Raw genomic sequence first — 12,731 nt, 5'->3', positions numbered from 1 at the left:
ACTTTGCCGGCGATGAGGGATATTGGAGTCCGGCGTGGCCGGACAGCTGGATGTACTGCGCGTATCGGCAGCCAAGGAGCTCGTTACCCGGGTGCCGATCGCCATTACTTCCGCCGAATTTGGGCGTAGAAGACTCTCCTACGCGTATGGGTCGATGCCCCAGCATGCGCTGTGCTGCTGCCCCGGCTCCAGGGTGATCAGTCCCTCGCCGGAATTGAATGCATTGGGGGCGCAGGTCATAGGCTCGACGCCCAGACCGGTGCGCCGCCGATCCGGCTGGGGCAGAGCATCCCCGGTAAAGATCTCCAGATAGGGGTAGCCGTCGTCGGCCCAGAGCGACACCGCGGCTCCATCAGGGGCCGAAAGCCTGACCCGGGCCATGCCATCTGCGTCGCGGTCCAGGTCTGTGTAGGTCACGTCGATCTTTCTCGCACCGAGCAACTGTTCGGTGCGCAGATCGTAGTGCGTGCCCTCGACCGGCTCCCGGCCGGTGGGGATGCCGATGTCGTCCACGGGAAGATACACCGACCCTGGTACGCATGCCTTAGCGCTGTCGATCGTCTCCGTTCCAACGCTCAGGTACGGGTGGGCTCCCGCACCGTACGGACAGGCACCGTCGCCGATGTTGGTTGCGGTGGTGCGGACGGACAGGCCCGCATCAGATAATTCGTAATCGATTCGGCACTCAAGGACCCATGGCCAGCCCGGGCAGGCGTAGAGAACGTGCCCGAAGGAGGCATGGTTTTCATCGCGTTCGAGCAATTGCCACGACGCCCAGCGGGTGAGCCCGTGGATAGCGCCGTCGACGGCAGGTTCGGTGAGATTGAGCTGGCGTTCGATGCCGTCCCAGCTGTATTTTCCGGCTTTGATCCGATTAGGCCACGGAATCAGTGAGTGCCCCCGTGCCCCCGTGCACCGTTGCGTCACGGGGTAACCGTCGATGACCGGACGATCCCCAGCCAGGTAGGACCGCAGTCCGGCACCTACCTCGGTAATGGCGACAACCTGCTCGCCATGGCGGAGCTCGTATTGGTTTCCCGATGGTGCTCTGTGCATTTTTCTGCTCCAAACTCGTTGTGGACGGTTATTTGACCCGGAATCCCCCGATGTCGCTGCTGCGCAGGGTCAAGCCGTTGCCGGGGGCTGACGTGTCCGGAGTGACCACGCCGCCCTGCGGGTCCAGCGTGCCGTCGAAAAACATTGATTCGATCCGTACATGGTCGTGGAACCATTCCAGGTGCCGCAGGTTCGGTGTCGCCGCGGCGACATGCGCGTGCAGGTGCGGGCCACAATGACCGGAAACGTCGAGCCCGTGGGAGGCAGCGACGGCGGCCGCGCGGATCCAATCGGTGATCCCGCCGCAGCGGGAGGCATCGATCTGCAGGCAGTCCACCGCTTTCGCCTGGCACATGCGCTGGAAGTAGTAGATGTCGAAGCCGTATTCCCCGGCCGTCACGTCCGCGCAGACGGCGTCGCGGATTTCCCGCAGTCCTGCCAGATCGTCCGAGGATACAGGTTCCTCAAACCAATGCACGTCAAGGTCCGCGGCGGCCTTCATCACCCGGATGGCTTGTTTGCGGGTGTAGGCGCCATTGGCATCGACGAAGAGTTCAACGTCGTCGCCGATCACCCGCCGGGCCTGCTGCATTCTTGAAAGGTCCCGACCAGCATCTGCACCCCAGGATTCGCCGATTTTGATCTTGACCCGGGGGATTTGCTGCTCATGGGCCCAGCCGCCGAGCTGACCCGCCAGCTGTTCCGGCGTGTAAGTGGTGAAGCCGCCACTGCCATAGACCGGAACACTCTCACGGACGGCCCCCAGCAGCCGGGTCAGCGGCAGATCCAGCAGCCTTGCTTTGAGGTCCCACAGCGCAATATCCACTGCGGAGATGGCGTAGCCGACTGCGCCTTGCCGGCCGCTATTGCGCACAGCCTTGATCATCGCCTCCCAACAGCCACCAATATCAAGCGCACTGCGGCCAGTGATGATCGGTGAGAGAACGCCGCTGACCACCTGTCCGCAGGCGGCGGCACCATAGGTCCAACCCATGCCGGTGGTGTCACCGGAGGTAATCCGCACCAGAATCATGGTGGTGGAATCCCAGGCGATGGTGCCGTCCGCCTCCGGTGCATCGGTGGGAATTGTGTACACGCCAACGTCGACCGAGTCGACCAGTGGATCAATCATTCCCGTCAGCCTTCCGTACAGATAGTCGGGGCGCCGTGGCTGCGGCGCTTGGTGGTTATCCGGTAGCACCTCGCCGGACGGGGACGGGGATCCGGTCGGCAGGGCTTCCTGAGCCGCCGGCCGTGAGCCGGTCTGCGGCGCGTGCCGCGACGGCCATGATCGTCAGCGCCGGGTTTGCGCTGCCCTCGGTGGGCAGCACGCTTCCATCAGTGATGTACAGGTTCGGCACGGCAAAGCTCCGGCAGTCGCCGTCGACCACGCCGCTGTGTTCGTCGGCGCCCATCCGCGCACCGCCGACCAGGTGGGCGTATCGGTCAATGGTGATCACCTCGTCCGCCCCCGCGCCGTGCAGGATATCTTCCATCACGGATTGGGCTGCCCTCATCAGCGCCTTGTCGTTGTCGCACTGGGAATAGTTGAACTGCGCCACCGGCAGACCATGGCGGTCCTTCTCACTGGACAAGATCACGCGGTTTTCAGGCAGCGGCAGAAACTCGCATAGTGCGCCCAGACAGGACCAGTGCACATAGTCGCTCATATACTGGCGCAACCCCGCGCCCCAGTGACCCTGCGCGGCCACATGCTCTGCCCAGGTGATCGGCAGCGGAGATACCGTCTGGATGGAAAAACCGCGCTTGTAAGGCTTCGTCGGATCCGTCTCGTAGAACTCTTCGGTGCTGACTTCCGGTGGTGGAGCCTTGTACATCCGCACCTCGGCATCGAAACGGCCGGCCGTCTGCGGTGCGCCCTGAACCATCAGATAGCGGCCCACCAGATCGAAGTCGTTGCATAGGCCGTCGGGGAACCGCGCCGACGCGGAGTTGAGCAGCAGCCGGGGCGTCTCAATGGAATAACCGGCGACGACGACCATCCGGGCACGCTGGAAACGCTGGCTTCCGCGCCGGTTGTAGTGCACGCCGGTGGCTTTTCCGGTGCGTTCGTCCACCTCAATCCGGGTCACCATCGAGTCCGCGCGGACCTCGGCCCCATGGGCCAGAGCGTCCGGAATGTGGGTGATCAGCGGCGAGGCCTTTGCATTGACCTTGCACCCCTGCAGGCAGAAACCGCGGTAGATGCAGTGCGGCCTATTACCGAAGCGGCCGTTGGCGATGGCTACCGGTCCCACTTTGGCAGTGATGCCGCAGGCCAAGGCGCCGCGCAGGAACATATCGCCGTTGCCGGATACCGGGTTAGGACTGTATGAATAGGAGTGCGGGTCACCCCACGGCCAATCCTGGCCGGATACCGGCAGCTCTTCTTCGATCTCGGTGTAATACGGTTTGAGATCGGTGTACTCGATGGGCCAGTCGGTGCCGACTCCGTCGGCGCTGTGGATGCGGAAGTCGCTGGGGTGGAACCGCGGGGCATAGCCGGCGTAATGGACCATCGAACCACCGACGCCGCGGCCGGAATTGTTGGATCCCAAGGGCACCGGATCCGCCCCGCCGATGACGCGCGGTTCCGTCCAATACAAATGGTGCGAACCGGCCTCGTCAGAGACCCAATCCGTTTCCGGATCCCAAAACGGGCCGGCATCCATCGCCACTACGCTCCAGCCGGCCCGGGCCAGCCGCTGCGCCATAGTCGACCCGCCCGCACCGCAACCGACAATGACGACGTCGACCTCCTCCTCGTCATCGAAGTGACGCATATCTGCGCGCAGGCGGTGGTTGATGCCGGGTCCCGCGGGAAGCAGCCACGCTGATTCGTTACGGTCGCGCACGGAGTTCATGAGTTTCCCTTCCGGAGCGGATCCTGGGCCGGCCGGGCGTCGGCGACCTCGAACGGCTCAAGTCTGTTGTTTTTTCCCCCAGGTTCGTTGACACCGAGATTTTTATAGCCGCGCGGATATGCCGGGCCCGGGAACCCAATCTCGTCCCAGGCCCACGGGTGTGAGTAGAAGGCGGTGCACGCGTACCGGGTCCACAGACTCCAGATCCGTGCGGCGGGGGTTCCATGCCACGGCTTGGACCCAAGGTCCAGCACCGCCTGCAAAATCGCCGACTGGGCGTCCCAGGGAGCCTCGGCGAAGGGGCAGCCGCTGTGGACCATGGCGTCTTCGTCCAGAGCGGCGAGGGAATCGCGCCATGACTGGCCGTCGGGGGCCATTCCGTCGTAGTGCCAGCCGTCCGTCTGCTCATCCGCCAGGCGCGCGTCGACCATGTTTACCACCGGCACCCGGGGCGGGTTTTTTTGGTCGAGCAGCTGGTCGCAGAGGGCACTCGCTGTCGCTTCCTCGGTTCCGCGAAAGAACCTGATGTCCGGCGGCATGCCCAGCCGCGAAACCACAACGGAGGTGGTCACCTCATCCCAATGCTTGGACTGGGCCATCACATCGAATCCGGGGAACCGGCCGCCTCCGGCTGACGGATCCAACGGAAGGCCGCTCATTTCTCCCGCCTCAGAAGCGCGGCCAGGAGGCCCATGCCACCAACCATGGTCACCAGCAGCGGCGCCATCAGCGGCGGACCCATTTCCATGTTGTATCGGAAATTCTTAAAACCACCGGGCTTTTGATGAATGCCGCGGGCGTGCAGATATGTGCCCTGCAGGCCGTTCGCTACGATGACCGCGGACGCCAGCGGAAGGGCGGTCTTGGCCATCCGGTGGCTGAAAAAGCCTGCCACCCCAGCCGCCGCACCTACGGGTCCAAGCGCAACCGGGATCCACATCAGCTTGTTGCCGAAGCTTGCGCTGTCGTGCTCGAAATAAATCTCTGCAGCCGTTACCAGGGCACCTACGGCGCTTAACCCGGCGAGACTGCGTTCGAACCTTCCGGTCTCGACGTTGCGCACCATCCGGTCGATGCCATACACAGCATCCTGGGCCAATTTGTTGCGTCTAAGTGTGATCATTGCTACTCCTCTGTGCCTAATAACCCCTCTGTGCTCAATAAACCCTTCTGTACTCACTAACCCTTGTGCTCAATAATCTGTGGGGTAACCTGCCACTGTCTACAGTCTGCCCCTTTTCACCCCGACGCAGTAGGGTCGAAAACCCGGATGCACTCCTTTCCACCGCCAGAATCGTGGTTCCCCGACAAGTAACAGCCACAAATTGACGTCTTTTTGCAGCGGCGGTACCCGCCGTCGGGAACAGCAACCCAACGGAATCAGGCCCTCCGCGGATGGCATAAAAGCCTCCCACTAAAAAATCTACGCCGTTCCGGTCCGCCGAATCAACTGCCCTCGGCGGTTCCCTGAACTGCGGACATTGGACCGCGCCAGGTCAGCGATAACCAAATCAGCGCAGTCGGGAATCGCAGGCCTGACCAACAGCGGGAGGCTTCCTTGGCCAATGCGGAGGCCGGGGGTACGGTCCCGCCGTGGTGCTGGATCGGCGGAATTTAGTGTTCCAAGCCACACAAAAGTTTTAGGCCTGCATCCCGAAGTGCTGCCGCGTGGAAGGGGCTGCAGGGCGTGAGGCGAACCTCGTGTCACCGACCGGACTGGTGCCAGTGATGCGGTTGGCCCGGGACGGGGCCTGCACGAGCTGGCCGATGAATGGCTCTCGGTGCCCACGGACAAGGGAGCCAACGCCGGGTTGAAGGTCGCGGCCCTGGTCGCCGGCGCTGACAGCATTGAGGACATGGGCTTGTTGCGCCACGGCGGGATGAAGAAGGTCTTCAAGGGCTGTTATGCTCCCTCGACGCCGGGGTCGTTCCTGCGCACGTTCACGTTCGGGCCTGTGCGCCAACTCGACGCGGGCGCCTCGCGCTTCCTGACTAACCTGGGACGCCGGGTACCCCTGTTCGGTGCGCCAATCGGAGAAGACTTCGTGTTCGTCGATGTCGATGACACCATCGTGGAGGTCCACGGGTACGGCAAGCAGGGCTCAGGCTACGGGTACTGCGGAGTCCGGGGCCTGAACGCGCTGCTGGCCATGGCCTCCACCAAAGACACCGCGCCGGTGATCCTGGCCCAGCGCCTGCGCAAGGGCGGGACGAACTCAGCCCGCGGCGCGAAGGGGTTCGTCACCGATGCCCTGGCCACCCTCAAACGCACCGGGACCGCCGGGGAGGTGGTGTGTCGCCTTTGATTCGGCCTACTACGGCCACGCCGCCCTGGCAGCCGCCCTGGCCGGCGGGGCCGGGGGGCCAGGGTCTGCGTGACCGTACGCCTGGTCGTGCGCCGTGTCCCCGAGCTGAACCCGAAAGCCACCGAAGGCCAGCCCGCGTTGTTCGATACGCACCGCTTCCACGCGTTCTTCACCACGGTCTCAGCGCACACACTGAAGACGGTCGCAGCGGATAAAACCCACCGGAAACATGCCATCATCGAGCAGGTCAATGCCGACATGAAGGACCGTGCCCTCGCCCATCTGCCCTCCGGGAACTTCGCGGCGAACTCTGCCTGGCTGGTCGCGGCGGTCATGGCCTACAACCTCACGCGCACCGCCGGGGTTCTTACTGAAGGGCCCTTCGCGAAGGCAAGGACCGGGACCATCCGGCGTAAACTCATCAACGTCCCGGCACGGATCGCTTCCAGCGCCCGCAGAATTCAGCTCCACCTGCCCGCGTCATGGCCCTGGCAAACCGCGTGGCAGCAACTCTTCATCGCCACCCCGCCCCGCCATAGGCAGCATAGAACGCGCCCAAACAGCCAACCCCGGCGTAACCCTGAACCCAAACGTGGAACACCAACGGCAGCGAGGCCAGCCGCTACCGCCCGCCCAGAAACACAAATTCGACAAAAATCAGACTTCAGCCAAACCCCCAACCCGATCGGTGGATACAGGCTTAGCGCCGCCCTTCGTGACGCGTTACTCGAACATGTTGCTGCGGGGTCTCGTTGTCTATGCGGGGGCACCATCAGTTTCGTTGAAACGACATCTATGAATCTGCTGGCCGTCGGGTCGCGAGACGGGAAAGATCCAACCGATTGGCGGCTCCAGTCTTACGCAGCAGGTTCGAGATATGCGAGCTGACTGTCTTCTCGCTGATCACCAGGCCACGGGCAATTTCACCGTAGGTGCGACCGGCGATGACATATGCAAGGATTTCCCGCTCGCGCGTCGTCAGCCCGGGCAGCTCCTGGCGCGCGGCCTGCGGCGTTCCACCGACTGGTTCGGTAATCGGGATCCGGGCACGGCCAGCGAGCTCTATCAGCAGCGCCTGGATTGGTCCTGCCTGGAGGTCTCCGGCGAGAGCCACGCCGAGGCGGAGGTACGCTGCGGCCGGCCCACGTTGCGTGTGTCCGCGCAAAAGTAATGATTCCGCAGCGCGCCAGCAGGCGTATGCCGCCTCCCAAAGCAGTGACGCCGTCTGGCAGGCATCGGCCGCCCGGCCCCACTCCAAGCCGTTGCCGGCGCTTAGTCTGGCACGGCCCACTTCAGCTGCGTACAGCAGGTTGAACGCGGTGATCTGCCGCTCATATACTTCGGTGCGGCCGCTAAAGTCCGGGATCGCGGCAGGGAACCGCTGCACTAAGCGATCTACGAGTGCCATGAGCACGGCGGTGGGTTTGCCGGCGTCTCTGGCCAGTTGGATCCTGTCAGCGAGGGCACGCGCTGCGAGCGGGACCAGCCATTCGCACATTGTTGGCGGTGTACCCGCTGATGTGGCCCCCGTCATCGCAGCGTCGTAAGCCACCTCCGGGTTGCCGGCCGCTACGTACACCTCGGCGCGGATGGCATCGAAATCAAGGTTAAGAAACTCGGACTTTTGGGCGTACAGCTCTTCCGCGCGCGCGAGATGTGCCTGCGCCTCGGGGTGCCGGCCTTGCCATGAGGCAAGACGGGCGGCGGTCAGCCGGGCGCCGACGTCGCCCATCGTGCCAGGATCGGAGCCTAGCGCTATCCGAAGTGCCTGCTGGCACTCCCGCCAGCGACCGATTGCGAGGTAACTGCCGGCTTCGTCGGCGGCCAGCTTCGCGATGTACCCGTGCGGCGCTCCGAGTTCAGCAAGTTTCTGCCTGCCGGCCCGCAACAGGTTGGCATACAGCTCGCTCGTCCAGGTTTCCTGTGCGTTTCCCTGCCATAGCGCCGCATGGACGAAGGCCCAGTAATCGCGCGCTTGAACTGCTGCAGCCAACGCTTCGGTGGCAAAGTCCAGCGCCTCTCCGGTGCGCCCGGCGAAGACTGCGGCCATGGCGTTTGCCGACAGGGCATAGGACAGCGCACGCGGGTTGCCGGCCGCCCGGGCCACGGCGAGCGCATGGTCGGCGTGGCTTTGGGCGTCGGGATCCTTATGCCACAGACCTGCGTGGGCCAGTTCAGCCAGCGCGAGGGCGTACTGCCAGCTTGTGGGTTCGGTGGCGGCCAGCCGGACTGCCTCGCGCATGTCTTTGGTTGCCATGAACGCACGCCCCGTGGAAAAAAGCAGGTGTGTGCGCCGAACCAGCAGTTCGGATGCATCCAGTGGCCCGGTGGCTACGTCGATGCCGGCCAATAGCGCCTCAACTGCCTCCAGTTCCTCCTCATGGGATCCCGTCTTTTCAGCTGCGATCCGCAGTCGGGACCACAAGTCCTGCCGGTTTTCGTCCGCGGCCGGTAGGCTGCCACGCAACTCAACGGCCCGCCGAAGTAAGCGGAGCATTTCGGTAACCCCGCCCACTGCGCCTGCGGAGGCGGCAGCGCGCAGGGCCCACCGATAGGCGTCATCAGTATGGCCGGCGTGGTGGTGATGGTCAGCCACCGCCACCATTGACTCGAAATCCGGTGTTAGCTCGCCTGCCAGCTGGTGCTCGTAGTGCGCTGCAAACGCTGCATGCCAGCGCTGGCGCTCGTCCGTGGACAGTCCCTGCTCGAGGGCCTCGGCGATCAGTGGATGGTGGAACCAATATGTTCCCGCCGGAGAAACATCCACAGTCCCTGTGTCCGCTGCCTCGCGGAGCATCGCCAGGACGCCGCCGGGCATTGCGGCGTCCGGGGCGACGGCGGCAAGGTCCTGAGCGCGGATTGGCCTGCCCCCGACGGCCATGATCTGAGTGAGCTCCCGGGTTGCGGGGGTCAGTCCGCGCCATGACCGAAGGATCGCGGCTTTCAAATCTGACGGAAGTTGCGCCGGCAGGTGGCGCGTGTCCGGTTGAAGGCCCGCAACGAGAAGGTCATTGAGGTAAGCGTTGCCTGCAGTGTGCGTGAAGATTTCATGCACAAGGGACCGGTGTGGGGGAGTACCGAGCAGATTGGTGAGCTGGCTCTCCGTGTCCAATCGGTCAAGGGGGCCAAGCATGATCCACAGGATCCGTGGCAGGCGCCGGATGTCGGCAAGCCAACGCTGCAGCGGGTGGCCTTCGCCGACCTCGCCCCTGCGCATGGTGGCTACCACAGCCAGGCGCCGGTCGGCCGGTCCCGCGATGAGATACATCAGCACATCCAAGGTGCTTTGATCCGCCCACTGCAGGTCATCGATTACCAGCACCACCGGACGGATCAGGCAGAGCTCCTCAAGCCAGCGGTCAATCATGACCGGAACATCGTGGGGTGCGCCGCCGGATGTCCGCAGCGACGGGTGCGCGACGCCATCGATCCGGGGTGCTCCGCGGAAAGCCGATCGCAGCGCAAGAAACGGGACCGTCATCGACGCTAAGGGCAGGCAGGCTCCGGCGAAGATCCAGGCTTCGGATCCACCGGAATTGCAGGCGCGCTGCACCAGTGCCGTTTTCCCCACGCCCGCATCACCGTAGACCACAAGTGCGCCCGCCGCGCCGGCAGCGGCGCGGTCCAGGAACGCGCCGATTGCGCCCAGTTCCTTCGCCCGCCCAACGAAGTCCGGACCAATCGCCTCTAAGGGTTCGGCCACATCCTAAGTTTCGCACCCCTGCGGCCGGAGTGCCGGTGAAATCTCAGGGTAATCAGTGAATTTCTAAGGGGGAATCCCCGATGTATAGGGGCCGGCACCGGGAGCAGAGTGGAGATATCAGGTTCACAGCGATTGAAAGGCAAGACCATGAATGTTCATCATCGGTATGTTTCACAGCACGCGCCGCGGTGGACGGCACTTGCCGTCACCGCCCTGCTTATTACCGCCGTCGTACCCGCGCCGGCATTCGCCCAACAGGACCCCGGACCAGCGGTTGGGCAGGCGCCGGCAATGAACGCGCCGTATTGTTCGCTCACCCGGATCGGCACCCAGCTGTTCCGCTGCGACATTCACACCGGAGCCGGGGTCCCAGCACCGGTCTGGATACCAGAGAGCTGAGCCGGCCGACACGCCCACCGCAGGGCCTTCCGCCCACCACGGAAGCCCAGTGGTGGGCGGATCGCAAAAAGGCGGCCCGTAATCACGGCCCGGCAGGAACCCGGCAATGTGACGTCAAAATGTCTACTGTTCGATGGATTCGATGCGCTCCGGGCGCCCATCAACCCAGGCCAGGAGCGTGCGCACGTCCTCGGGCAGCGAGTCGTCGGTGTAGTGGCGGCTGAACAGCAGTCCGGTCTCCTCCAGGGAAATTTCGTAGAGCTGTGCATCCGGCCGGCCGCTCGTGGCGGGAGGATCGGGCAGCTCCCGCATCCGCGCCCGGTTGATCTCAGCAGTAAAGACCGCCGCATCAGGGGGCGGCAACACATTCGCGTCGAGCTCGGTCCGGGCGACGATGCCCGCGATGCCACCTCCGCGGCGGACGGTCAGCTTCATGAAAGAACCCCGACCTCCAGCCAGGCATTCCGGACGGCTGTTTGTGCCGTGGAACTGAACAGCTCGCCGGCCACGGCGACGGTGGCCAGCGCAGCCTCGCTGAATTGCGTGTTGGGGTGCAGATGTTTGGTCAGCGTCGTGTACCAGATTTTTCCGGCCTTCTCCCAGGCCGAACCGCCGAGTGCCGTTGCCGCCAGATAGAAAGCGTGGTTGGGGATTCCCGAGTTAATATGTACCCCGCCATTGTCGTTGCGGGGGTCGTTGTTATCCGGCAGATCCACGTAGTCGTCCATGTGTCCGGGTTGCCGGTCTCCTGTGTACGCCGTGCCGGGTTTGCTCATCGAGCGCAGGGCCGCACCCAGCTGGGGAACCAGAATTCCCGCGCCGATCAGCCAGTCGGCCTCGGCAGCCGTCTGTTTCAGGCTGTACTGCTTGACAAGTGAGCCAAAGACGTCCGAAAACGACTCATTCAGCGCCCCGGACTGTTTACTGTAAACGAGCCCGGCCGTCTGCTCCGTGACACCGTGCGTCAGTTCGTGGGCAATAACGTCCACGGCCCGGGTCAGACCACCGATCTGGAAGATCCGGCCGCTCCCGTCACCGTAGACCATCTGAGCGCCATCCCAGAAGGCATTATCAAAAGCAACACCGTAGTGGACGGAGGAAACGAGTTCCATCCCCGATCCATCCAGGGAATTGCGCTGCAGGACATCACGGTAGAACTCATAGGTTGCCGAGCTGCCATCGTAGGCCTGGTTCACCGCCTGATCCTCGGCAGGCGGTTCTCCCCATCCCCGCATGCGGACACCGGGGAGGAAGGGCCTGCCCTTCTTCTGGTTGTCGTAGACGGTCAGCCGGCGGTCCGGCGTGACTGAGAAGCCGATCATCTTTCCGATATTCAGATTCAGTTGGCGATCGAGGTGGCCCAACACGGCCCGCTGCGAGCGGATGGCCGCGGAAGTGGCCAAGGCCCGGACTGCCGCCTCCCGCTGGTGTATATCACCCTCGATGGCAAGCCGGGCGAGCAGATCCGGTGGAGCAATACCGCAGCAGTGGTTTTGAAGGTTCGCTAACATGATGATCCCCTTCTGTTTTATCGAATCGATGAAGCGTTCGAAGCCGGTGTTTATGCGATCAGTGGGATCCGCAAAACCTGTCCGGCGAAGATGACATTCGGGTTCGTTATGCGGTCCCGATTTGCCTCAAAGATGTCGTTGGCAGTGGTGTTCTGGCCTTCCTGCTGCGCGATCTTGGTGAGGTTGTCACCACTTTTGACCTCATAGAGTTTGAAGCCCTGCAACGAAGTGAATAGCGTGACACGTACTATATTGAGGTCGGGCCCGGGTGGGCGGATGCCGGACGGATCGTCGCCGAAGACCTGCAGCGTCACGTGTTCGCCACGGGCCGGTGTATTTTCCAGCACCACCGTGTTTCCGAAGTCCCGGATGACTCCCATGGAGCCGGCGCCCTGGATATTGCCTTCACCGATGGGTTGACCGTCGCCGTCGAGGACGCGCCAGAGGACGACTGCCTCGAACCCGGTGCCGAAGCCGGCGATCACGAATTCGTTTCCGACCAGGTCATCCTGACGCGGTTGACGGACCTCAATCAATCGTGGCGCCATGGTGGCCCTCCTCGTCTAGGTCACCTTAGGATGCTCCTGTTCGCTTCCAGAGGCAAGGGGCGGGCATGAGGTTGGATGAACGTTGTTTCATTTCCCGGCCGGCTTGCCGGCTGACCCATGTGCGGCCGGGTCGGACCCTTGAAAGGAATACAGGAACTGCACGATGACCGCGAGAGCGGCGTCCGGTTCCGTGAAGTACCGTGGCCGCTCCTCGAACGCGGAGTGCAGGTTGCTGTCAACGTCGCGCCGGGCAGAGACGGCGATCAGGAGGCTCTCTGGTTGGGTCTCCACCCGGACGATGCAGACCCCGGTTTTCGAGCGCGATCCTTGTAGATACAGCACCG

At 63.6% G+C, this 12,731-nt stretch carries 11 protein-coding genes and 1 pseudogene; 2 read left to right on the top strand and 10 right to left on the bottom strand.

Features of this window, described 5'->3' with window-relative positions:
• Nucleotides 1–138: 138 nt before the first annotated feature.
• From IV500_RS00660 to IV500_RS00640, 5 genes are read right to left on the bottom strand one after another with little or no spacing between them, the layout of a single operon-like run.
• The gene (locus tag IV500_RS00660) at nt 139–1,056 is read right to left on the bottom strand and encodes an aldose 1-epimerase family protein (protein ID WP_196394895.1); all 918 of its coding nucleotides are present in this window, start codon (nt 1,054–1,056) and stop codon (nt 139–141) included.
• A gap of 28 nt (nt 1,057–1,084) precedes the next feature.
• Nucleotides 1,085–2,188, bottom strand: a complete 1,104-nt coding sequence (locus IV500_RS00655) for an enolase C-terminal domain-like protein (protein WP_196394894.1) — start codon at nt 2,186–2,188, stop codon at nt 1,085–1,087.
• 55 nt (nt 2,189–2,243) lie between these two features.
• Nucleotides 2,244–3,920 carry a GMC family oxidoreductase gene (locus tag IV500_RS00650; protein ID WP_196394893.1) on the bottom strand — a complete coding sequence of 559 codons (1,677 nt, stop codon included), beginning with the start codon at nt 3,918–3,920 and terminating at the stop codon, nt 2,244–2,246.
• On the bottom strand, nt 3,917–4,579 hold the full coding sequence (locus tag IV500_RS00645; protein ID WP_196394892.1) for a gluconate 2-dehydrogenase subunit 3 family protein: 663 nt from the start codon (nt 4,577–4,579) through the stop codon (nt 3,917–3,919). Before IV500_RS00645 ends, IV500_RS00650 begins: the two co-directional genes overlap by 4 nt.
• Nucleotides 4,576–5,043, bottom strand: coding sequence for a hypothetical protein (locus tag IV500_RS00640; protein ID WP_230854292.1), 468 nt, complete (start codon nt 5,041–5,043; stop codon nt 4,576–4,578). Before IV500_RS00640 ends, IV500_RS00645 begins: the two co-directional genes overlap by 4 nt.
• A gap of 605 nt (nt 5,044–5,648) precedes the next feature.
• Between IV500_RS00640 and IV500_RS00635 the strand changes: the two are divergent.
• Nucleotides 5,649–6,751 (top strand): annotated as a pseudogene (locus IV500_RS00635) (transposase); the annotation flags it as partial.
• Nucleotides 6,752–7,019: 268 nt separating this feature from the next.
• Here IV500_RS00635 and IV500_RS22055 read toward each other — a convergent pair.
• The gene (locus tag IV500_RS22055; protein WP_196394891.1) at nt 7,020–9,929 is read right to left on the bottom strand and encodes a helix-turn-helix transcriptional regulator; all 2,910 of its coding nucleotides are present in this window, start codon (nt 9,927–9,929) and stop codon (nt 7,020–7,022) included.
• A gap of 147 nt (nt 9,930–10,076) precedes the next feature.
• Here IV500_RS22055 and IV500_RS00625 point away from each other — a divergent pair, with 147 nt between their 5' ends.
• A complete protein-coding gene (locus IV500_RS00625) occupies nt 10,077–10,328 on the top strand; it encodes a hypothetical protein (protein WP_196395016.1) in 252 nt (83 codons plus the stop codon).
• Between the two features lie 123 nt (nt 10,329–10,451).
• Here IV500_RS00625 and IV500_RS00620 read toward each other — a convergent pair whose 3' ends face one another.
• From IV500_RS00620 to IV500_RS00605, 4 genes are all read right to left on the bottom strand, one after another.
• Nucleotides 10,452–10,763, bottom strand: a complete 312-nt coding sequence (locus IV500_RS00620; protein WP_196394890.1) for a protealysin inhibitor emfourin — start codon at nt 10,761–10,763, stop codon at nt 10,452–10,454.
• Complete coding sequence (locus IV500_RS00615; protein ID WP_196394889.1) at nt 10,760–11,839, bottom strand: M4 family metallopeptidase; 1,080 nt, start codon at nt 11,837–11,839, stop codon at nt 10,760–10,762. The genes IV500_RS00620 and IV500_RS00615 overlap by 4 nt, the downstream gene beginning before the upstream one ends.
• Before the next feature lie 50 nt (nt 11,840–11,889).
• Nucleotides 11,890–12,387 (bottom strand): Gmad2 immunoglobulin-like domain-containing protein, encoded by a 498-nt coding sequence (locus tag IV500_RS00610; RefSeq protein WP_196394888.1) that lies wholly within the window; start codon nt 12,385–12,387, stop codon nt 11,890–11,892.
• 87 nt (nt 12,388–12,474) lie between these two features.
• Entirely contained in the window at nt 12,475–12,729 is a 255-nt protein-coding gene (locus tag IV500_RS00605; protein ID WP_196394887.1) for a hypothetical protein, read from the bottom strand.
• Nucleotides 12,730–12,731 lie beyond the last annotated feature (2 nt).

The organism is Arthrobacter terrae, assembly GCF_015708085.1.
GTDB lineage: Bacteria > Actinomycetota > Actinomycetes > Actinomycetales > Micrococcaceae > Arthrobacter_M > Arthrobacter_M terrae.
Note: the sequence above shows the minus strand (reverse complement) of the source record. Positions and strands in the feature narration are given on the sequence as shown.

Coding starts and splice junctions, on each gene's coding strand:
- IV500_RS00660 (WP_196394895.1), bottom strand. CDS start 1,056: ATGCACAGAGCACCATCGGGAAACCAATACGAGCTCCGCCATGGCGAG.
- IV500_RS00655 (WP_196394894.1), bottom strand. CDS start 2,188: ATGATTGATCCACTGGTCGACTCGGTCGACGTTGGCGTGTACACAATT.
- IV500_RS00650 (WP_196394893.1), bottom strand. CDS start 3,920: ATGAACTCCGTGCGCGACCGTAACGAATCAGCGTGGCTGCTTCCCGCG.
- IV500_RS00645 (WP_196394892.1), bottom strand. CDS start 4,579: ATGAGCGGCCTTCCGTTGGATCCGTCAGCCGGAGGCGGCCGGTTCCCC.
- IV500_RS00640 (WP_230854292.1), bottom strand. CDS start 5,043: ATGATCACACTTAGACGCAACAAATTGGCCCAGGATGCTGTGTATGGC.
- IV500_RS00625 (WP_196395016.1), top strand. CDS start 10,077: ATGAATGTTCATCATCGGTATGTTTCACAGCACGCGCCGCGGTGGACG.
- IV500_RS00620 (WP_196394890.1), bottom strand. CDS start 10,763: ATGAAGCTGACCGTCCGCCGCGGAGGTGGCATCGCGGGCATCGTCGCC.
- IV500_RS00615 (WP_196394889.1), bottom strand. CDS start 11,839: ATGTTAGCGAACCTTCAAAACCACTGCTGCGGTATTGCTCCACCGGAT.
- IV500_RS00610 (WP_196394888.1), bottom strand. CDS start 12,387: ATGGCGCCACGATTGATTGAGGTCCGTCAACCGCGTCAGGATGACCTG.